This window comes from Streptomyces sp. DSM 110735 (genome assembly GCF_016482685.1).
Taxonomy (GTDB): Bacteria; Actinomycetota; Actinomycetes; order Streptomycetales; family Streptomycetaceae; genus Streptomyces.
Genome location: NZ_JACYHF010000007.1, coordinates 124,807 through 145,150, shown reverse-complemented (window position 1 = coordinate 145,150; position 20,344 = coordinate 124,807). Strand labels below are relative to the sequence as shown.

Here is a 20,344-nt window from a genome sequence, read left to right as displayed (position 1 = left end):
GGCTACGCCGGCGCGGACCGTCGACGCAACCGCCCGGCCGGGCGCAACAGCAGCGACAGCGAGGCGGCCGAGACGACCGCCGCGCCGAGCAGGGTCACCACAACGGGCGCCGCGCCGAGCGCGCTGTGCGTGACGAAGTCACCGAAGAGGGCTCCCGCGAGACCCGTCGCGAACACCAGTGCGCGTGAGGGCAGCCGGTGCGGCAGACGGCGCGCCGCCGCCCAGGCCAGCCCCGCCCCGAGCGCGGCCGATACGAGCACTTCCAGGATCATCGCGAGGTACCTCCACGGTCGGGCGTGCTCTTGAGGTCGTAGCCCGTCTTACCCGTGACCTGCGGATTTCAATCACCCCTGTGCACCGGTTGTGGGGGGTTCGTACGACGAAGGGCCCGGTGGCGGGTGCCACCGGGCCCTTCTCGTCGACGCGAGTCCTACAGCGTGCCGAAGCCCACCTTGCGGACGGTCGGCTCGCCGATCTCCACGTACGCGAGGCGGTCCGCCGGGACCAGGACCTTGCGGCCGCGCTCGTCCACGAGGCTCAGCAGCGGCGACTTGCCGGCCAGCGCCTCGGCCACCAGGCGCTCGACCTCGTCCACGCTCTGACCGCTCTCCAGAACGATCTCGCGGGGCGCGTGCTGCACGCCGATCTTGACCTCCACGGCTATGTCCCTCCGACGGTCAGTGATGTGCGCGATCTGCCGCGCCGTACGCTGCACACATTAGCCCGGTGAGGGGACGAGTACGCCGCGCGCCCGCACGCCATCAGCGAACAGGGCGCGGCGGAGCCGTCTCAGTGGTGGTCGGTGCCGTGCAGCGGGAAGCCCGCGATGCCCCGCCACGCCAGCGACGCCAGCAACTGCACCGCCTGGTCGCGCGGCACGCTGCGGTCGCTGTGCAGCCAGGAGCGCGCGACGACCTGGGCGAGTCCGCCGAGCCCGGAGGCGAGCAGCATGGACTCCGCGCGCGAGAGACCGGTGTCCTCGGCGATGACCTCGCAGATCGCCTCGGCGCACTCGGTGGTGACCTTGTCGACGCGCTCGCGCACGGCGGGCTCGTTCGTCAGGTCCGACTCGAAGACCAGGCGGAAGGCGCCGCCGTCGTCCTCGATGTAGGCGAAGTAGGCGTCCATGGTCGCGCGGACGCGCTGCTTGTTGTCCGTGGTCGAGGCCAGCGCGGTGCGCACGGCGTGGATCAGTGCCTCGCAGTGCTGGTCGAGCAGCGCGAGGTACAGGTCGAGCTTGCCGGGGAAGTGCTGGTACAGCACCGGCTTGCTGACTCCGGCGCGCTCGGCGATGTCGTCCATCGCCGCCGCGTGATAGCCCTGCGCCACGAACACCTCCTGGGCGGCGCCCAGGAGCTGGTTCCGCCGGGCGCGGCGCGGCAGACGGGTGCCGCGCGGGCGTGCCGCCTCTGTTTGCTCGATGGCTGTCACGCCGCCTCCCAAGGTCGTCCTCATGCGGTACGGGCCGCGCGGCCATCGTACTTTTCGGTAATCGTGGTGTGCGCGGTGCGAGCGCAGAATTTCACGTACCGGACGGCGGGCGGAAGGCGCGGAGCACGGCCGTGCGCGCCGGTAGGGGCGTGGAGGCGGTCCGGTAAGGATCCGGTGAGGTCAGCGGTAGTCGTCCTCGTCGAGGGTGACCACGCGCGCCTGTTCGATCAGATCGGCCTCGTTGCCCTTGGCCGGGTCCACGTCGGTCAGGGGCGCGTCGCGGTCCTCCGCGAGGTCGGTCTGCTGCTCGGCCGCGTCGTTCTCGGGCTCCTCGACGCCGATCTCCTCGACCGTCTCGCCCCGGGATTCCAGCTCCTCGATCGCGTCCGGCTCGGTGGGGTCGTAAGCCATGGCGGGCTCCCTTCCTGAGGACGTCGGCTTCCTGAGAGCGTCGGTCGAGGCGGCACCGAGGGCGGCGGGGTGGTGCCGCACGCGGCTTCCCGCTGTACGAGCCTAGGAGACACCTCGACCGGACGCCATGCCATCTGCCCGCCGCACGGCGGACCTCACCTGTGAACGCCGGGACGAGGGCTGTGACGGCGAACACATGAAGCGTGGTGTGATCGTCTCGTAACATTGCCGCATGTCTTCGACCGAGTCGCCGTCGCTCCCGGCCGCCAGCGTCCTGCCGAGGGTCGCGCCCGTACGGGTCGGCGAGGGCGAGCGGATGCGGTCGGTCGGACTGCCGGGCGTCACGCTCTCGGTCCGCTCCCGCCCCGGCGCGCGCGAGGGGCTGCCGCCCGCGCTGTACGTCCACGGACTCGGCGGTTCCTCGCAGAACTGGTCGCAGCTCATGGCGGAGTTGGACGGTCTCGTGGACGGCGAGGCGGTCGACCTGCCCGGCTTCGGCGACTCCCCGCCGCCGGACGACGGCGACTACTCGGTCACCGGGCACGCGCGCGCCGTCATCCGCTACCTCGACGCCGCCGGACGCGGTCCGGTCCACCTCTTCGGCAACTCCCTGGGCGGCGCGGTCTCCACGCGCGTCGCCGCCGTGCGCCCCGATCTCGTGCGCACCCTCACCCTGGTCTCCCCGGCGCTGCCCGAACTGCGCATCCAGCGCAGCGCCGCGCCCACCGGACTGCTCGGCGTGCCGGGCGTGGCCACGCTCTTCAACCGGCTCACCCGCGAGTGGACGGCCGAGCAGCGGGTGCGCGGGGTCATGGCGCTCTGCTACGGCGACCCCACGCGCGTGTCGCCCGAGGCGTTCCAGTACGCGGTCGAGGAGCTGGAACGACGGCTGCGGCTGCCGTACTTCTGGGACGCGATGACCCGCTCCGCGCGCGGCATCGTCAACGCGTACACGCTCGGTGGCCAGCAGGGGCTGTGGCGCCAGGCCGAACGCGTCCTCGCGCCCACCCTGCTGGTCTACGGCGGGCGCGATCAGCTCGTAGGCTTCCGTATGGCCGCCAAGGCCGCCCGCGCCTTCCGCGACTCCCGTTTGCTGTCCCTGCCGGACGCCGGGCACGTGGCGATGATGGAATACCCGGAGGTCGTCGCGACCGCTTTCCGTGAACTCCTCGACGAGCGAGGCGGATTGGGCGCGGCGGAAGTGAACTCCGGCGCAAGTGGAGCCGGTTCGGATACGGAGAGCTGAGGTCAGGCGTGGGACGTCACAGCCGCCGGGGACCGACCCCGAAGGACACGACGGCCCCTGCGCGGACGCAGCGGGCCGAGGACACGGGAGCCGGTCCCGGCGGACGGATCCCGGGCGCGCGCAACGGACGCAACGACGTCGCGGCGCCGCAGACGCCGGGCTCTCCGGGCACGGGCGATCCCTCGCCGCAGGGCGCGGGGCACATGGGTGCCGGACACATGGGTGCGGGACACATGGGTGCGGGGCACATGGGGGGCGACCCCATGGGTGCCGGGCACACCCCGGTTCCCACTCCGGACGGCGCGCCGCCCTTCGGCACTGGACCCCTGGGCAGGGCCGCGTCGCGGCGGGGCGCCGGGCGCGGGTCCGAGGGTCCGGCAGCGCGGAGCGGACCGCCGTTCGGGGACGGGCAGGCGCGCGGCGGTCACCCCGAGGTGCGCGAAGAGGGCGGCGGCTGGGGCGTGTTCACGCCGCCCGGGCGCGACGGTGCCGATGCGGCGCCGGGCGGGCGGCGGCCGTTCCCCCGGCAGCGGCGCACGGAGCCGGTCCCGGCGGCGCCGCCCGCCGGAGGGTCCGGGCGCGGACCCCGGCAGGACTATCTGGACGCCTTCGAGGCGGAGTCCGGCGCGGACGCGCCGCGCGTCACCGCGCCCGTCGAGCCGGTCGGCATGGGCGCCGAGCCGTTCGAGCTGCCCGCGCAGCGGCGCGGCACCAAGGGGCGCACCTTCACCGGAGTCGCGGCCGCGGCGGTGACCACCGTGCTCGCGGTCGTCGTCGCCGGGCAGGTGGCCGACGGCCGGGCGGACGGGCAGTCGAGGACCGCCGCCGAGGGCACCGGCGAGGCGAGGACCGCGGCGCAGGCAGCCCCGTCGGCGGCGCCGAGCGCCGTCCCGCTGACGTACGAGCAGAAGATGAGCCGTCTGTATCCGCTGGGCGCGAAGCTCAAGGGCTCGGGGAAGTTCGACGCCGTGCCCGGTTTCGCCAAGGCGCCCGGCACCGGTCAGAAGCTGACCTACCGCGTCGACGTGGAGCAGGGGCTCGGTCTCGACGGCGCCCTCTTCGCCGACGCCGTGCAGAAGACGCTCAACGACGACCGCAGTTGGTCCCACGACGGCGCCCGCACCTTCGAGCGCGTCTCGAAGGGCAAGCCGGACTTCGTGATCACGCTCGCCAGCCCCGGCACCACCGCCTTCTGGTGCGCGAAGTCGGGTCTGGACACCACGGAGGACAACGTCTCCTGCGACTCGGCGGCCACCGAGCGCGTGATGATCAACGCCTACCGCTGGGCACAGGGCAGCGTGACCTACGGCGACGCGAAGATCCACGCCTACCGGCAGATGCTCATCAACCACGAGGTCGGCCACCGCCTCGGCCACGGCCATGTCACCTGCCAGAAGGACGGCGCGCTCGCGCCGGTCATGCAGCAGCAGACCAAGTTCCTCGACCACGACGGAATCCACTGCCTGCCCAACCCCTGGCCGTACCCGACGAGTTGACCGGCGCCCCTTACGTCACATTGACATGAGTCGCATGTTCGTTCATATTTCTGCGCATGTGGTCCCGTCCCGCCGTACCCCGTAGCGCCGCCATCGAGCTGGCGCTCATCGGCGTGACCGCGCTCTGCGTGGCCGACATCCACTGTCGCTGACGCCGCCGCTTCGGCGTTCGCGTCGGGATATCCCTTTTCCTCCCTGTTTGCGACCCGTTGGGTCGCGGACCTCTCGACGATCGACGCCGGGGCCGACATCTGTTCGCGGATGTCTCATTCCTCGTCCCTGTGTCTCACCCTTCGGGAAATTCCCGGGGGTTTCCCCGAGAGGTCGTCTCATCCGATGCGTCAACCGTCCCTCATAGCGCGCCGCGTGGCAGCGGCATCCGTCGGCCTGGTCGTGGCAGCGGGCGCCGCCGCCTGCGGTCCGAAGGACAACGATGCCAAGGGCGCGGGCGGCGACTCCACGCCGCACAAGGGCGGCACCCTCACCGTGCTGAACTCCCAGCCCCAGTCGGACTTCGACCCGGCCCGCCTCTACACCTCCGGCGGCGGCAACGTCCCCTCGCTGGTCTTCCGCACCCTGACCACGCGCAACCGCGAGAACGGCGCCGCGGGCGCCAAGGTGGTCCCCGACCTCGCCACCGACACCGGGCGTCCCAGCAAGGACGCGACCGTGTGGACGTACACCCTGAAGAAGGGGCTGAAGTACGAGGACGGCACGCCGATCACCTCGGCGGACATCAAGTACGGCATCGAGCGCTCCTTCGCCCCCGAACTCTCCGGCGGCGCCCCCTACCTGCGCGACTGGCTGACCGGCGCCGCCAAGTACCAGGGTCCGTACAAGGACAAGAAGGGTCTCGCGGCGATCGAGACGCCCGACGCGCGGACCATCGTCTTCCATCTCAACAAGCCCGAGGGCGAGTTCCCCTACCTGGCCACCCAGACGCAGTTCGCGCCGGTGCCCAAGGCCAAGGACAAGGGCACCAAGTACGAGGAGCACCCGGTCTCCTCCGGTCCGTACCGCGTCGTGCGCAACGACAACGACGGCGAGCGCGTCCTGCTCAAGCGCAACCCGCACTGGAGCGGCGACGACGAGCGCAAGGCGTACCCGGACACCATCGACGTGCGCTCCGGGCTCGACTCCTCCGTCATCAACCAGCGGCTCGCCTCCTCGCAGGGCGCGGACGCCGCCGCCGTCACCACCGACACCAACCTCGGTCCGGCCGAACTCGCCCGCGTCAGCGGCGACAAGAAGCTGGCCGACCGCGTCGGCACCGGTCACTTCGGCTACACGAACTACATCGCCTTCAACCCGAAGGTGAAGCCGTTCGACAACCCGAAGGTGCGCGAGGCGATCGCCTACGCCGTGGACCGCTCCTCGGTGATCAACGCGGCCGGCGGCTCCGCCCTCGCCGAGCCCGCGACCACCTTCCTGCCGGACCAGAAGTCCTTCGGCTACACACCGTACGACCCCTTCCCGGCCGGCAAGTCCGGCGACCCGGCCAAGGCGAAGGAGCTGCTGAAGCAGGCGGGTTACCAGAAGGGTCTCACCGTGACCCTGACCCACTCCAACAGCAAGGACTTCGAGACCAGCCCGGAGATCGCCACCGCGCTCCAGGACGCGCTGAAGAAGGCGGGCATCACCGTCAAGCTCCAGGGTCTGGAGGACAACGACTACCGGGACAAGATCCACGGCGTGAAGACCGAGCCCGGTTTCTTCCTCGCGCACTGGGGTGCCGACTGGCCCTCCGGCGGTCCCTTCCTCGCCCCGATCTTCGACGGCCGCCAGATCGTCAAGGACGGCGCCAACTTCAACTCCGGTCTGCTGAACGACAAGTCGGTCAACGACGAGATCGACGCCATCAACAAGCTGACCGACCTCAAGGCCGCCGCCGCGCGGTGGGGCGCCCTCGACAAGAAGATCGGCGAGCAGGCTCTGACCGTCCCGCTGTTCCACCCCGTCTACAAGCGCCTGTACGGCTCGGACGTCAAGAACATCGTGATCAGCGACTGGACCGGCGTGCTCGACATCTCCCAGGTCGCGGTGAAGTGACCCCGTGAGTGACGCTCTTGTCGCCGTCGAGGCCGCCGGGACGGACCTTTCCGTCCCGGCGGCCTCGGGGGCCCGTCTGTTCTGGCGACGGCTGCGCACCCGGCGGGCCGCCCTGGCCGCCGCGGCGGTCGTCGCCCTGCTCGTCCTGATCGCGCTCGCCGCGCCGCTGCTCACCGCCCTCGAGGGCCAGGACCCGACCACCTACCACCCCTCGCTCGTCGACTCCGCGCGCGGGGGCGTGCCCGTCGGACCGCTCGGCGGGATCAGCGCCGAGCACTGGTTCGGGGTCGAACCCCAGACCGGACGCGACCTGTTCGCGCGCATGGTCTACGGCGCCCGCGTCTCGCTCGGCGTCGCCCTCGCCGCCACCGTCGTCCAGGTCACCATCGGCGTCACCATCGGTGTCGCCGCCGCCCTGGGCAACCGCTGGGTGGACCAGCTCCTCAGCCGCGTCACGGACATCATCGTCTCCCTGCCGCTGATGATCATGGCGCTCGCGCTGCTGGCCATCGTGCCCACGAGCTTCCCGCGCCCGATCCTGGTCGCCTTCGTCATCGGTCTGATCGCGTGGGGCAACCTCGCCAAGATCGTGCGCGCGCAGGCGCTCGGACTCAAGGGGCTCGACTACGTCGCCGCCGCCCGGCTCAGCGGCTGGGGCGCCGTCAGCGTCGCCCGCCGCGAACTGCTGCCCGGCCTCGCCGCGCCCGTCATCACCTACGCCGCGCTGCTCGTGCCCACCAACATCTCCACCGAGGCGGCCCTGTCCTTCCTCGGCGTCGGCGTGAAGCCGCCCACGCCCTCCTGGGGACAGATGATCACCTCGGCAGACATCTGGTACCAGTCCGCGCCGCAGTACCTGCTCTTCCCGGCCGGTGCCCTCTTCGTCACCGTCCTCGCCCTCACCGTCCTCGGCGACGGCGTGCGCACCGCGCTGGACCCGCGCGCGGCGTCCCGGCTGCGGATCGGCACGGGGCGCAGGAGCGCGAGGAAGGCTGCCGCGACGCAGACTGCCGCGACACAGGCTTCCGCGAAGCAGGCGGGTACGAGCAAGGAGGGCACCCGATGAACGGCTTCGGCGGATTCCTGCTGCGCCGAGCCGCGGGCATGGTCGTCACCCTGCTCGCCGTCTCGGTCCTCGTCTACGTGGTCTTCTACGCCACCCCCGGCAACGTCGCCCAGATCACCTGCGGTCCGCGCTGCTCCCCGGAACAGGTGCACCAGGTCGCCACCCAGCTCCACCTCGGCGACCCGCTCTATCTGCGCTACTGGCACTTCCTCCAGGGCATCCTGGTCGGCCAGGACTACTCCACCGGCACCTCGGTCGAGCACTGCTCCGCGCCCTGCCTCGGTCTGTCGTACCAGACCGACCAGCAGGTGCTGTCGATCATCCTGACCCGCCTTCCGGTCAGCTTCTCGCTGGTCGCCGGGGCCATGGTGCTGTGGCTGATCATCGGCGTCGGCACCGGTGTGCTCTCCGCCTGGCGGCGCGGCAGGTTCTCCGAGCGGGTGCTGACCGCGCTCACCCTCGCGGGCTGGGCCACCCCGGTCTTCGTGCTCGGACTGGTCCTGGTGATCGTCGTCTGCGGCGAACTCCAACTGCTGCCCTTCCCGCAGTACGTGAAGCTCACCGACGACCCCGAGCAGTGGGCGTGGGGGCTGCTGCTGCCCTGGCTGTCCTTCGCCCTGATCGAGTCGGCGCCCTTCGCCCGGCTCACCCGCTCGGCGATGCTGGAGACCCTCGCCGAGGACCACATCCGCACCTTCCGCGCCTACGGCGTCAGCGAGCGGGCCATCGTCGGACGGCACGCCCTGCGCGGCGCGCTCGCCCCGGTCATCGCGCTCAACGCGAACAACCTCGGCTCGGGCATCGGCGGCGCGGTCCTCACCGAGACGCTGTTCGGGCTGCCCGGCATCGGACAGGAACTGGTGCGGGCGGTCAAGGTGGTGGACCTGCCGGTGGTCGTGGGCATGGTCCTGGTGGTCGCCTTCTTCGTGATCGTCGCCAATGCCGTCGCGGACGTCCTGTACGCCGTGGCCGACCGACGGGTGGTCATCGCATGAGTGGTCAGCGCACGAACCTGGTCGAAGTGACCGACCTCGCCGTCGACTTCGGCGGTCTGCGAGCCGTGGACGGACTCTCCTTCAGCCTGGAACCCGGGGCCGCGCTGGCCCTCGTCGGCGAGTCCGGCTCCGGCAAGTCCACCGTCGCGGGCGCCCTGTTGGGCCTGCACCGGAGTACCGGCGCCGAGGTCACCGGCGCGGTCCGGGTCGCCGGGACCGACGTACAGGCGGCCGGCGACGAGGAGTTGCGGCGGCTGCGCGGTGCGAAGGCGGCCATGGTCTTCCAGGACCCGCTGTCCTCGCTCGACCCGTACTACGCGGTCGGTGACCAGATCGCGGAGGTCTACCGGGTGCACACCCGCGCCTCCCGGCGGGCTGCCCGCGCGCGGGCCGTCGAGGTCCTCGACCGGGTCGGCATCCCGGACGCGCCGCGGCGCTCCCGCTCGCGTCCGCACGAGTTCAGCGGCGGTATGCGCCAGCGCGCCCTGATCGCCATGGCGCTCGCCTGCGAGCCCGAGCTGCTGATCGCGGACGAGCCCACCACCGCCCTCGACGTCACCGTGCAGGCCCAGATCCTGGACCTGCTGCACACCCTGCGCGAGGAGACCGGCATGGGTCTGCTCCTCGTCACGCACGACGTGGGCGTCGCCGCCGAGAGCGTGGACGACGTGCTCGTGATGCGGCACGGCAGAGCCGTCGAACGCGGTCCGGTCGCCGAGGTGCTGCGCGCCCCGACCGAGCCGTACACCCGCGAACTCCTGTCCGCCGTACCGAGGTTGGACGTACGTCGCGAGGCTTCCGCCGAGGAGCCCGGTGAGGTCGTCCTGGAGGCGAGCGGGCTGCGGCGCCAATTCGGGCGCGGGAAGCGGGCGTTCACCGCCGTGGACGACGTGTCGCTGACCCTGCGCCGGGGCGAGACCCTCGGCATCGTGGGCGAGAGCGGCAGCGGCAAGACCACGCTCGGACGGATGCTGGTCGGACTCCTGGAGCCGAGCGCGGGGACGATCACGTACCGGGGGCGCCCGCACACCGGGGTCGACCCGTCCGTGCAGATGGTGTTCCAGGACCCCGCCTCCTCCCTCAACCCCCGCCGCACGGTGGGCGAGTCGATCGCCGACCCGCTGCGCGCGAAGGGCGAGAAGGACGAGGCGCGCATCCGCGAACGCGTGACCGGACTCCTGGAGCGGGTCGGTCTCGACGCCTCCCAACGCGACCGCTACCCGCACGAGTTCAGCGGCGGCCAGCGCCAGCGCGTCGGCATCGCCCGCGCGCTCGCCGCCGACCCGCGCGTCCTCGTCTGCGACGAGCCGGTCTCCGCGCTCGACGTCACCACGCAAGCCCAAGTGGTGGCACTGCTCGACGAGTTGCGCCGCGAACTGGGTCTGGCGCTGGTGTTCGTCGCGCACGACCTCGCCGTGGTCCGCCAGGTCAGCGACCGGGTCGCGGTCATGCGCCGGGGACGGGTCGTCGAAGCGGGACCGGCCGACGAGGTGTACGACAGCCCGAGTGACCCGTACACCCGCGAACTCCTGGCCGCCGTACCGGCGCTGGACCCGGAGGTGGCCGCCGAGCGGCGCGCGGCGCGACGGGAGCCCGCCCCCGCCGCCTGACGCGGACGTGCCGGGGCACGGCCGGAGCACCGACGCTTCGCCCCTGTCTTAGCGCGTCGGAACGCGACCCGCACGCGAAAGTTACGACCGTTCACCCCTTTTGGTGGCGCGATGGACAACCGTCCGTCGCGCCACCGCCTTGTCCGCATACGTTCGTCCCGCTGCGAGCCGCCGGGAGGACGGCGGCTCCCACACACGGGAGATCGGGGGTGCACGCGTGCGCATCGGACTGCTTACGGAGGGTGGCTATCCGTATGTGAGCGGTGACGCCGGGATCTGGTGCGACCGGCTCGTGCGCGGGCTCGGGCAGCACGAGTTCGACGTCTACGCGCTCAGCCGGGACCACGACCAGGAGCGCGCGGGCTGGGTCACGCTGCCGCCGCAGGTCCACCGGGTGCGCACCGCCCCGCTGTGGACCACCGAGGACGAGGGACCCGCCCTCGGCAGGCGCGCCCGCAGGCGCCTGGCCGAGTCCTACGGCGAACTCCTCGCGGCCATTTGGGCCGAGCCCGGCGCCGGTCCCGCGGTCGCCGGCGAAGAGCTGGCGGACCGTTTCGGCAACGCGTTGTACCAACTCGCCGAACTCGCCCGCGAGGAAGGACCGCTGACCGGGGCGCTCCGCTCCGAGACCGCCGTACGCGCCCTGGAACGTGCCTGCCGCGCACCCGGCGCGCCCCGCACCGCCCGCGAGGCACGGGTGCCCGACCTGCTCACCGTCACCGACCACCTGGAGCGCGCCCTGCGCCCGCTCTCCCTCGACTGGTACGGCGAGGACGCCCTCGCCGCCGCCGACCTCTGCCACGCCACCTCCGGCGGTACCGCCGCCCTCCCCGGACTGCTCGCCCGGTACTTCTCCGGCGTGCCCCTGCTCGTCACCGAGTACGGCGTCCAGTTGCGCTCGCGCTACCTCGCCCTCGGACCCGACGCCGCCGCCCCCGCCGTCCGCGCGCTGCTCGCCGCCTTCCACGGCAGACTCGCCGCCGAGGTCTACCGCCGGGCGGAGATCCTCACCCCGGGCAACGCCCACGCCCGCCGCTGGCAGGAGCGCTGCGGCGCCGACCGGGCCCGGATCAGGACCGTCCACCCCGGCATGGACGCCGCCCGCTTCACCGAGGTGGGGGAGGGACCCGACCGCTCCGACCCCGGCACCCTGGTGTGGGTCGGGCGGATCGAACCCGCCAAGGACCTCATCTCGCTGCTGCACGCCTTCGCCGAGATCCGCCGCGAGGAACCCGCCGCGCGGCTGCGCATCGTGGGCGTGCCGGTGGACGCCGAGGGCGAGGCGTACCTCGGTCACTGCCGGGCGCTCGCCGCCCAGCTCTTCCCCGACGAGGCGGAGGGCGTGCACGAGGTCGGGGACAACCCCGTCTCCTTCGAGGAGATCGGCGGTCCCGAGGCGCCGAGCCTCGCCGAGGCGTACGCCTCCGGTGCCGTCGTGGTCCTCTCCAGCGTGGTCGAGGGCTTCCCGGTCAGCCTGGCCGAGGCGATGTTCTGCGGCCGGGCCACCGTCTCCACCGACGTGGGCGCGGTGGTGGAGGTCATCGGCGGCACCGGACTCGTCGTACCGCCGCGCAACCCCCGCGCGCTCGCGGAGGCGTGCGTGACGCTGCTGCGCGACCCGGAGCGGCGGGCGCGCCTGGGCGCCGCCGCGCGGGCGCGGGCGGTCGAACTGCTCGGCGTCGAACAGAACATCACGGCATTTCACGGCATTTACCTGGAGATCGTCTCGCACTGCCCGGTCAGCCGCGACGACACCGGCGAGCCCCTGCCCTTCGCCACCCCGGCCGAGATCCACGCCCCCGGCCGCCTCACCGCCCCCACCACGCGTCCGGCTCCTGCCTGGGCCGACCCCGACCCGTCCCGCCCGGTGGCGGCGACGGCAGGAAAGGGGACGCGATGAGCGGCGGCGCGGGCAGAACGGCGGGAGAGCGGGGCGGTACGACGATGGACGCGCGCGTGGACGGGGACGCCCCGGCCGGGGGCGAGGGCACGGGACCGGTCGAGGCGGTCGCCGCCGAGACACCGAAGGTGTCCCCGCGCCCCGCCCCCCGGCGCGGCACCGCCGACCCCGTGAAGACCCTGCTGCACCAGCACCGGGACCTGTGCGAGCGGGCGGTCGACGCGCTGGAGATCGCCGCCGGACTGGAGGCGCACGGCGTCACCGACCGCACCGCCGCCCGCTTCCGGCACCGGGACGTCTTCTCGCTCGCCGAGGAGCTGTACGCCCGCGTCCCCCGCGACGACGACCCGCAGCCCCCGGCCGACCCCGGTCCCGGACCCCGCATCCGCACCGACTGGGTCCTGCTCACCCTGCTGCCCGGCGCGCTCGCCGCCGCTGCCGCCGCCGGACTGCTCCTCACCCACGGCCAGACCCGGCTGCTCGTCGGACTCGGCGCCCTGCTCCTCGTCGGCGGTGCCGTCGCCGCCGCCCTGCGCCGGGGCCCGCTCGCCACCCGCCCCGGCACCGCCGTACGGCAGCCCGCGCTCGGCACCCGCACGGCGGTCCTCTGCCTGCTCGCCTACGCCCTCCTCGGCGACGGCTTCCTGGGCGCCGTGATCAGCGGCGGTCCCGACGACGCGCCGACCCTCGCCCCGGACGGACCCTGGCCGGTGGCCCTCGCGCCCACCCTGGCCCTGCTGCTGTCCTGCGCCCCGGCCGCCTGGTGCGCCCACCTCCTCGCCGCCACCGCCCACCGCAGGCTCGCGGGCAGCCGGGGTCTGGAGGACTTCACCGCCGCCGCCCGCCCCCTGCTCCTGGGCACCCTCGCGCTGTACCTGGCCGCGCTCGGCGCCCTGCTCGCCGTCACCGGCGCCGTACTGCGCGAGCCCTCCGCCCCCGCGCGGACCCTCGCCCTCGGCGCGCTGCTGCTGCTCGCCCGGCTGCTCACCGCGTACCACCACCGGCACGCGCCCGCCGTGGTGCTCGGCTCGGCGGCGGCCGCCGAACTCGCCGCTCCCGCCCTCGTGCTGACGGGACGGCTGCCGGGCTGCGGTTTCGCCGCCGCACCCGTCCAGCGCCTCACGGACGCCTGGGGACCGGGCGCCGTACCCGTCCTCGTCTGCGGCGCCGCCGCGGTGGTCCTGCTGGTCCACGCGCTGCGCACCCTCACCCGCGCCTCGGCGCACGCTCCCACCGGAGCGGCCGAGTGAACCCCCCACCGCCCTTTCCGACCGGTCCCGCCGCAGCCCGTACGGGGCGCGCCGGTACCCGGCGGACGGCGCCAGGCCCCGCGCAGGGGCCGACCCCGCCCCTCAGACCCCGCGAAGGAGAACACCTGATGACCACCTCCCGACACGGAACGCCCGGAGCGTCCGGGTCCGTGGGAGCTGCCACACCGCGCACCCCGGGAGCCGCCCGATGAGGGTCCTGCTGATCGGAGCCAACGGATACATCGGCCGCTTCGTCGCCGACCGGCTGCTCGCCGACCCCGCCGTCCAGCTCACCGCGCTGGGGCGGGGCGACGACGCCGACGTCCGCTTCGACCTCGCCACCGGCAGCCCCGGCGCGCTCACCCGGTTCCTGGACGCGGTCCACCCCGGAGTCGTCGTCAACTGCGCGGGTGCCACCAGGGGCGGCGCCCGCGAGCTGACCCGGCACAACACGGTCGCCGTGGCCACCGTCTGCGAGGCACTGCGCCGCAGCGGCTGCGGGGCACGCCTGGTGCAGATCGGCTGCGGCTCCGAGTACGGTCCCAGCCAGCCCGGCTCCTCCACCGCCGAGGACGCCGTACCCCGCCCCGGCGGCCCGTACGGCGTCAGCAAGCTCGCCGCGACCGAACTGGTCCTCGGCTCGGGGCTCGACGCCGTCGTCCTGCGGGTGTTCTCGCCCGCCGGACCCGGCACCCCGGCGGGCTCCCCGCTCGGCAGGCTCGCCGAGGCCATGCGTCGTGCCATGCAGTCCGGCGACGGCGAGCTGAAGCTCGGCGGACTGGGCGTCCAGCGCGACTTCGTGGACGTCCGCGACGTCGCGCGCGCCGTGCACGCCGCCTCGCTCTCCGCCGCGCAGGGCGTCATCAACATCGGCTCGGGCCGCGCGGTCCGGCTGCGCGACGCCGCCGCCGTGCTCGCCCGGGTCGCCGGATACGGCGGCTCCCTGCACGAACTCGACGCCCCGCCAGGCCCGTTGCGCGGTCCGCTCGGTCATCCGCGCGGCGACGTCGACCACGCGGCGCCGGTCGCCTTCCCCTACCCGGACGGCTGCGGAAGCTGGCAGCAGGCGGACGTGCGCACGGCGCGCGACCGGCTCGGCTGGCGCCCACGGATCAACCTGGAGGAGTCCCTGGCCGACATCTGGATGGAGGCGGCGTGCCGAATCTGACGGGGGGCGGCGGCGGGCCGGACCTGGCGGGTGGGGGCGGTCCCGGCGTGGCGGGTCGGGGCGGACCGGATCTGATGCAGGCGGGAGGCGCCGGGACCGCTGTCCGCACCGGTCTCGGGATCTACGACTTCGCCCATCCTCTGGTCGCCCCGTCCCAGTGGGCGGAACTCACCCGCCCGGGCACGCCCCTGGACTGGGTCGTGCTCAACGTGGCGGCGGGTCCGGGTGTCCGCCCCGACTCGCAGTGCCTGGAGGCGTCGGGGCGGCTGCGCAACGGCGGGGTCCGCGTCCTCGGTCATCTCGACCTGGCCCACGGGACGCGCTCCCACGCCGACCTGCTCGGCGATGCCCACCGCCACCTCGACTGGTACCAGGTCGACGGCTTCCTCCTGGAGCGCTGCCCCGCCGACCGCGCCGCGCTCCCGGAGGTCCGCCGCCTGGTCACCACCCTGCGCGCGCTGCGCGAGGGCGCCCACATCGTGCTCGGCCACGGCTGCCATCCGCACCCGGGGTACGCGGAGAACGCCGACCAACTGCTGACCTTCCGGGGCTCCTGGAGCGAGTACCGCTGGTCCCAGGTCGCGGAGTGGACGGCGGACTACCCGGCCGACCGCTTCTGTCACGTCGTCCACGGCGTGCCGCGCGGTCATCTGGAGGAGGCGCTGCGCATCGCCCGCTGGCAGGGCGCGGGCACCGTCTACCTCACCGACCGCACCGACCGGGGCGGCCAGGAGAATCCCTGGGAGACCATGCCCGGCTACTGGGACGAAATCGTCTCGCGGGTCGGAACGGGTGTCTCGGAATGAAGAAACGCGTGGCAGTGTTACGGGAAGAACAACCGTAGTGAACGACCGACCAACGGAGTCCCCGTGTCGCTGCCACCCCTGGTCGAGCCCGCCGCAGAGCTCACCGTAGACGAGGTCCGCCGGTACTCCCGCCACCTGATCATCCCGGACGTCGGGATGGACGGGCAGAAGCGGCTGAAGAACGCCAAGGTGCTCTGTGTGGGTGCCGGCGGCCTGGGCTCGCCCGCGCTGATGTACCTGGCGGCGGCGGGTGTCGGCACGCTCGGCATCGTGGAGTTCGACGAGGTCGACGAGTCGAACCTCCAGCGCCAGATCATCCACAGCCAGGCCGACATCGGCCGCTCCAAGGCCGAGTCCGCCCGGGACACGGTCAAGGGCATCAACCCGTACGTGAACGTCGTCCTGCACGAGGAGCGGCTCGAAGCCGAGAACGTGCTGGAGATCTTCGGTCAGTACGACCTGATCGTGGACGGCACGGACAACTTCGCCACGCGCTACCTGGTCAACGACGCGTGCGTGCTGCTGAACAAGCCGTACGTCTGGGGCTCGATCTACCGCTTCGACGGCCAGGCGTCCGTCTTCTGGTCCGAGTACGGCCCCTGCTACCGCTGCCTCTACCCGGAGCCCCCGCCGCCCGGCATGGTCCCCTCCTGCGCCGAGGGCGGCGTGCTGGGTGTCCTCTGCGCGTCGATCGGCTCCATCCAGGTCAACGAGGCGATCAAGCTCCTCGCGGGCATCGGTGACCCGCTGGTCGGGCGCCTGATGATCTACGACGCCCTGGAGATGCAGTACCGCCAGGTCAAGGTCCGCAAGGACCCCAACTGCGCGGTGTGCGGCGAGAACCCGACCGTCACGGAGCTGATCGACTACGAGGCGTTCTGCGGCGTCGTCTCCGAGGAGGCCCAGGAGGCCGCCACCGGCTCCACGATCACTCCCAAGCAGCTCAAGGAGTGGATCGACGACGGCGAGAACATCGAGATCATCGACGTCCGCGAGCCCAACGAGTACGAGATCGTCTCCATCCCCGGCGCCAAGCTCATCCCCAAGAACGAGTTCCTCATGGGCTCCGCCCTGGAATCCCTCCCCCACGACAAGCGCATCGTCCTCCACTGCAAGACAGGCGTCCGCAGCGCGGAGGTCCTCGCGGTCCTGAAGTCGGCGGGGTTCGCTGACGCGGTCCACGTGGGCGGCGGCGTGATCGGCTGGGTGAACCAGGTGGAGCCGGAGAAGCCGGTGTACTGAGTCTGTCTGCTTGAGAGAGGCCCACGGCGCCGCATTCGTGCGGGCGCGGTGGGCCTCTCTCGTTGCCGCTGCCGCCGTTCCCAGGCGGAACAGGTGCTCAGGCAGCCCCCTTCGTCCGCCGCATCGGCGACCACACGGCCGTCGACGTCCCCCTCCGCTACGAGGCGGGCGACATGAAGGCGCGGGTCGCCTTCGACGACGACGAAAAGGTGGCGGGGTTGTTCATTTTGCCGCCGGAGGCGCTGTAGGACCGCTGGTGTGCCCGCACTCAGGCTGGGTACCGCGCCGCCAGCGACGGTATTGCCGCGATCTGCTCCGCCGTGAGGGCGGACCAGTCGATGCCGGTCGGTCGGTGGGGGTTCGGGCACGCGATGGTCTCGTCCGGCGTGACGATCAAGTCGACGCCCACGTCGTGCTGTGTCGTGGGGATCGGAATCCCGGTCACCTGGACTCGGTGAACGGTTGTGACGACGAGGGTCCTCGGTGTCACGAGCCCCGCCTCCGTCAGCAGGGCGAACTCGATGTCCGCGTACCCGGCGCCCTTGCCGATGCGGGCGCCGTCGCGGTTGACGGCGACGGACCCCAGCACGATCAGGTCCAGAGGGCGGAGGGAGCCGACGTCGACCGTCGGGGCGATGGTCGCCGCGGTGCGGCTGGAGGCGGCTTCGACGGGCGGCACGGTGAGGGTGGCGGGGTCCAGGAGGTAGAAGGGCTTGACGGAGGCCAGCTTCGGCACCGCCATGTAGACGGTCTTCCCCTCTTCCAAGGCTCGCGCCCGCACCGGCAGTTGCGCCTTGTCCGGCACCGCTTTGACGATGGCCGCCCGCTGCCACTCCGGGAGCGTCGCGAGTCTGGCCGCCGCTGCCTGCGCTCCCTTGAAGTTCGGGATGCGCCCGTGAACAGAGGTGTCGTGAACGGCGTTTGCGGAGGTCAGGGCGTCCCAGATCTGCGTGCGTACCGCCTGCTTGGCGCGGTCCGGAGAGCTGCCGGTCTTCATCGGGCAGAGCCTACGGCCGTGCGAAGGCCGCCGCTCGGAATCCGTCGCGGATGACGGTGATCGGGGCTCGATCCCGGCCGTAGTAGAGCTTGTTGGTGAGGAGGACCGCCCAGCGTCCCTGCTTCGGGCTGACCCACATGCCGGTCCCCGTGAAGCCGTAGTGGGTCCAGATGTCCTCGCCGGGGGTGGTACCGGGGGCGGGGTGCCAGAAGAGGCCGCGTGCCGGGGTGAGTTCGCCCGTGTGGAGGCGCAGCGAGTCCTTCACCCAGGTGGGACCGAAGGAGCCCTCCGCCGGGGAGAGGAGGTGTCGCAGGAAGCGGGCCAGGTCGTCGGCGACGGAGAAGACGCCGGAGATGCCGCAGACACCGCCGAGCAGGCGGGCGGAGAAGTCGTGGACGGTACCCCGGAGATGGGCGCCGGTGGTGTCGTCGTACTCCGTCGGGGCGCACCGGGCGGCGGTGTCGGCGGGGAGGGGACCGAAGCGGGTACAGGTCATGCCGAGGGGTGACCAGACGCGCTCGGTGGCGAGCCGGTCCAGTGGCCGGTCCGCGAGGTGCTCGGCGAGGTAGCCGAGGACGAGGGCGGCACGGTCGGTGTACTCGACGGCTTCGCCCGGGGGACGGCGCGGCGCCTCGTGCAGCACGCCGTCGCGCACGTCCTGGGGGTCGGACCCGTAGAGCTTCCGGAGGTTGGCGCGCAGCGGCAGTCCCGCGGTGTGGGTGAGCAACTGGTGCGCGGTGACCGCCGCGAGGGGATGTCCGGCGACCTCGGGCCAGAAGCTCCCCAGCGGCATCCGCGTCTCCAGCTTTCCCGCCTCCACGAGGGTGCCGATGACGGACCACACGGCGAGGATCTTGGTGAGGCTGGCGAGATCGAATGGCGTGTCCAGCCGCATCGGATCACCGGGGCGCCCGGGGTCCAGCAGGCCGACGGCACCACTGTCCCGCGTGCCGTCCGCGTCACCCACGGCCCACACCGCCCCGGGGTGGACCCGCTGACGGACGCCGCTGCGCAGAAGGTCCTCGATCCGACGGTCGGCCTGCGTCATGGTCTTCCTGTCGACTCGGGAGCCCACTCGAAGGTACGACAACCGCCTCAGGAGCACACCGTGTTCGCCTCCGGCACCTTCCCATCGAGCAAGTAGCCGTTCACCGCGCCCTGTACGCACCGGTTCTTGCTGTCGTAGGCGCCGTGGCCCTGGCCCTTGTAGGTGAGTTCGACGCCTACGCCCTCGCCGAGCGCGTCGGCCATCGCGCGGGCGCCCTCGTACGGGGTCGCGGGGTCGCCGGTGTTGCCGACGACGAGGATGGGGGCGGAGCCGGGGGCGTGGACGTCGGGGTGGTCGGCGGCGCCGGGGACGGGCCAGTCGGTGCAGCCGACCATGCCCCAGGCGAGGTAGTCGCCGAAGACGGGGGAGGCGGAGCGGAAGGCGGGGAGCTTGCCGCGGACGTAGGCGGCGTCGTAACGGGGTTTCTCGTCGGCGCAGTTGATGGCGACGTTGGCGGAGGCGATGTTGCTGTACTCGCCGTTCTCGCCGCGGCCGTTCATGGAGTCGGACAGCAGCATGAGGATTCTGCCGTCGCCCTCGTAGGCGTCCTCCAGTCCCTCGGTCAGGTACTCCCAGAAGTCCTTGGAGTACAGGGACTGGGCGATGCCGTTGGTCGCGGCGGTCTGGGTCAGCTTGCGCGGGGGGAGACCCGGAATGGGCTTCTTCTCCAGGGACTTGAGGAGTCCGGCGATGCGGTCCTTCACGTCCTGGGGGGTGTCGCCCACCGGGCAGTCCTCGATCTGCGACGTGCAGTCGTCCGCGAAGTTGTCCAGTGCGAGCTGGAAGCCGCGGGCCTGGCCGAGCGCTCCCTCCTCCGGTGTCTGGGTGGGGTCCACGACCGCGTCGAAGACGGCACGACCGACCCGCTTGGGGAACAAGTGGGCGTAGACGCCGCCCAGTTCGGTGCCGTAGGAGATGCCGAAGTAGTGCAGCTTGGAGTCGCCGAGGACCTGGCGCATGAGGTCCATGTCGCGCGCCGCGTCGGTGGTGCGGACGTGCGGCAGGACCTTCCCGGAGTTCCGCTCGCAGGCGTCGTTGAACTTCCTCGTACGGCTGACGAGTTGCTTCTCCTCGTTCGTCGTGTCCGGCGTCGCGTCCTGCTGGAAGTACACGTCGAGCTGTGCGTTGCTCTCGCACTTCACCGGATCGCTGCGGCCCACCCCGCGCGGGTCGAAGCTCACCAGGTCGTAGCGGGTGCGCAGAGCCGCGTAGTCCTCGCCGAACGCGGGCAGCGTGGTGACGCCGCTGCCGCCGGGACCGCCGAAGTTGAACACCAGGGAGCCGATGCGCTCGTTCGCCGGTCCGCTGGCCTTGGCGCGGATCAGGGCGATGCCGATCGTGTCGCCCTTGGGCTTCGCCCAGTCCAGCGGCGCCCGCATGGTCGCGCACTGCCACTCGGCGCCGCCGGGCAGCGGGGAGGGCGCCGGACCGCCGCCCTCCGCCGCGGAGGGTGCCGGGCAGTCCTTCCAGTCCAGCTTCTGCTTCGTCAGATCCCCGGTCGACGGCGAACTGTCGCAGCCGCCCAGCAGCGTCCCGAGGAGGAGGACACCGGTGGTCAGAGCCGCTGCGCGCGGCCGGGAGGGGATCGCCATGCCCCCATCCTCACGGCGTGCGCGCCACCGCGCGCGG

20 protein-coding genes are annotated in these 20,344 nt (G+C 72.4%); 13 read left to right on the top strand and 7 right to left on the bottom strand.

Features of this window, described 5'->3' with window-relative positions; genetic code table 11:
- Window positions 1-2: 2 nt before the first annotated feature.
- From IF655_RS13865 to IF655_RS13850, 4 genes are all read right to left on the bottom strand, one after another.
- A complete protein-coding gene (locus IF655_RS13865) occupies window positions 3-272 on the bottom strand; it encodes a hypothetical protein (protein WP_199585027.1) in 270 nt (89 codons plus the stop codon).
- A 158-nt stretch (window positions 273-430) separates the two neighbouring features.
- Window positions 431-658, bottom strand: a complete 228-nt coding sequence (locus IF655_RS13860) for a DUF3107 domain-containing protein (protein WP_018544356.1) — start codon at window positions 656-658, stop codon at window positions 431-433.
- Between the two features lie 131 nt (window positions 659-789).
- The gene (locus IF655_RS13855) at window positions 790-1,431 is read right to left on the bottom strand and encodes a TetR/AcrR family transcriptional regulator (RefSeq protein ID WP_161183683.1); all 642 of its coding nucleotides are present in this window, start codon (window positions 1,429-1,431) and stop codon (window positions 790-792) included.
- 180 nt (window positions 1,432-1,611) lie between these two features.
- The gene (locus IF655_RS13850; protein WP_199585026.1) at window positions 1,612-1,842 is read right to left on the bottom strand and encodes a hypothetical protein; all 231 of its coding nucleotides are present in this window, start codon (window positions 1,840-1,842) and stop codon (window positions 1,612-1,614) included.
- A gap of 232 nt (window positions 1,843-2,074) precedes the next feature.
- On the opposite strand from IF655_RS13850, the gene IF655_RS13845 reads away from it, so the two are divergent.
- The 13 genes from IF655_RS13845 (at window position 2,075) to IF655_RS13790 (ending at window position 16,918) form a co-directional block, all read left to right on the top strand.
- Window positions 2,075-3,088, top strand: coding sequence for an alpha/beta fold hydrolase (locus IF655_RS13845; RefSeq protein WP_199585025.1), 1,014 nt, complete (start codon window positions 2,075-2,077; stop codon window positions 3,086-3,088).
- A gap of 248 nt (window positions 3,089-3,336) precedes the next feature.
- Window positions 3,337-4,584, top strand: a complete 1,248-nt coding sequence (locus IF655_RS13840) for a DUF3152 domain-containing protein (protein WP_242488722.1) — start codon at window positions 3,337-3,339, stop codon at window positions 4,582-4,584.
- A gap of 56 nt (window positions 4,585-4,640) precedes the next feature.
- Window positions 4,641-4,736: an Ms4533A family Cys-rich leader peptide gene (locus IF655_RS31795; protein WP_356095853.1), complete on the top strand. Its 96-nt coding sequence runs from the start codon at window positions 4,641-4,643 to the stop codon at window positions 4,734-4,736.
- 184 nt (window positions 4,737-4,920) lie between these two features.
- Window positions 4,921-6,633: an ABC transporter substrate-binding protein gene (locus IF655_RS13835; protein WP_199585024.1), complete on the top strand. Its 1,713-nt coding sequence runs from the start codon at window positions 4,921-4,923 to the stop codon at window positions 6,631-6,633.
- Between the two features lie 4 nt (window positions 6,634-6,637).
- A complete protein-coding gene (locus tag IF655_RS13830) occupies window positions 6,638-7,699 on the top strand; it encodes an ABC transporter permease (protein WP_199585023.1) in 1,062 nt (353 codons plus the stop codon).
- Window positions 7,696-8,694 (top strand): ABC transporter permease, encoded by a 999-nt coding sequence (locus tag IF655_RS13825; RefSeq protein ID WP_199585022.1) that lies wholly within the window; start codon window positions 7,696-7,698, stop codon window positions 8,692-8,694. The genes IF655_RS13830 and IF655_RS13825 overlap by 4 nt, the downstream gene beginning before the upstream one ends.
- Window positions 8,691-10,304 carry an ABC transporter ATP-binding protein gene (locus IF655_RS13820; protein WP_199585021.1) on the top strand — a complete coding sequence of 538 codons (1,614 nt, stop codon included), beginning with the start codon at window positions 8,691-8,693 and terminating at the stop codon, window positions 10,302-10,304. Before IF655_RS13825 ends, IF655_RS13820 begins: the two co-directional genes overlap by 4 nt.
- Before the next feature lie 217 nt (window positions 10,305-10,521).
- Window positions 10,522-12,204, top strand: a complete 1,683-nt coding sequence (locus IF655_RS13815) for a DUF3492 domain-containing protein (RefSeq protein WP_199585020.1) — start codon at window positions 10,522-10,524, stop codon at window positions 12,202-12,204.
- Entirely contained in the window at window positions 12,201-13,454 is a 1,254-nt protein-coding gene (locus IF655_RS13810) for a hypothetical protein (RefSeq protein ID WP_242488721.1), read from the top strand. Before IF655_RS13815 ends, IF655_RS13810 begins: the two co-directional genes overlap by 4 nt.
- Window positions 13,455-13,662: 208 nt before the next feature.
- Window positions 13,663-14,622, top strand: a complete 960-nt coding sequence (locus IF655_RS13805; RefSeq protein WP_018544368.1) for an NAD(P)-dependent oxidoreductase — start codon at window positions 13,663-13,665, stop codon at window positions 14,620-14,622.
- A gap of 74 nt (window positions 14,623-14,696) precedes the next feature.
- A complete protein-coding gene (locus tag IF655_RS13800) occupies window positions 14,697-15,428 on the top strand; it encodes a spherulation-specific family 4 protein (RefSeq protein ID WP_199585204.1) in 732 nt (243 codons plus the stop codon).
- 63 nt (window positions 15,429-15,491) lie between these two features.
- The gene (gene moeZ, locus IF655_RS13795; RefSeq protein WP_199585019.1) at window positions 15,492-16,670 is read left to right on the top strand and encodes an adenylyltransferase/sulfurtransferase MoeZ; all 1,179 of its coding nucleotides are present in this window, start codon (window positions 15,492-15,494) and stop codon (window positions 16,668-16,670) included.
- A 62-nt stretch (window positions 16,671-16,732) separates the two neighbouring features.
- Window positions 16,733-16,918, top strand: a complete 186-nt coding sequence (locus IF655_RS13790; RefSeq protein WP_199585018.1) for a hypothetical protein — start codon at window positions 16,733-16,735, stop codon at window positions 16,916-16,918.
- A 20-nt stretch (window positions 16,919-16,938) separates the two neighbouring features.
- On the opposite strand, the gene IF655_RS13785 is transcribed toward IF655_RS13790, so the two are convergent.
- Genes IF655_RS13785 through IF655_RS13775 form a run of 3 tightly spaced genes read right to left on the bottom strand, consistent with a single transcriptional unit; the run spans window position 16,939 to window position 20,307 of the window.
- A complete protein-coding gene (locus tag IF655_RS13785; protein ID WP_199585017.1) occupies window positions 16,939-17,667 on the bottom strand; it encodes a 5-formyltetrahydrofolate cyclo-ligase in 729 nt (242 codons plus the stop codon).
- A 10-nt stretch (window positions 17,668-17,677) separates the two neighbouring features.
- Window positions 17,678-18,715 (bottom strand): serine hydrolase, encoded by a 1,038-nt coding sequence (locus tag IF655_RS13780; protein WP_199585016.1) that lies wholly within the window; start codon window positions 18,713-18,715, stop codon window positions 17,678-17,680.
- A 47-nt stretch (window positions 18,716-18,762) separates the two neighbouring features.
- Window positions 18,763-20,307: an alpha/beta hydrolase gene (locus tag IF655_RS13775; RefSeq protein ID WP_199585015.1), complete on the bottom strand. Its 1,545-nt coding sequence runs from the start codon at window positions 20,305-20,307 to the stop codon at window positions 18,763-18,765.
- Between the last annotated feature and the right edge of the window lie 37 nt (window positions 20,308-20,344).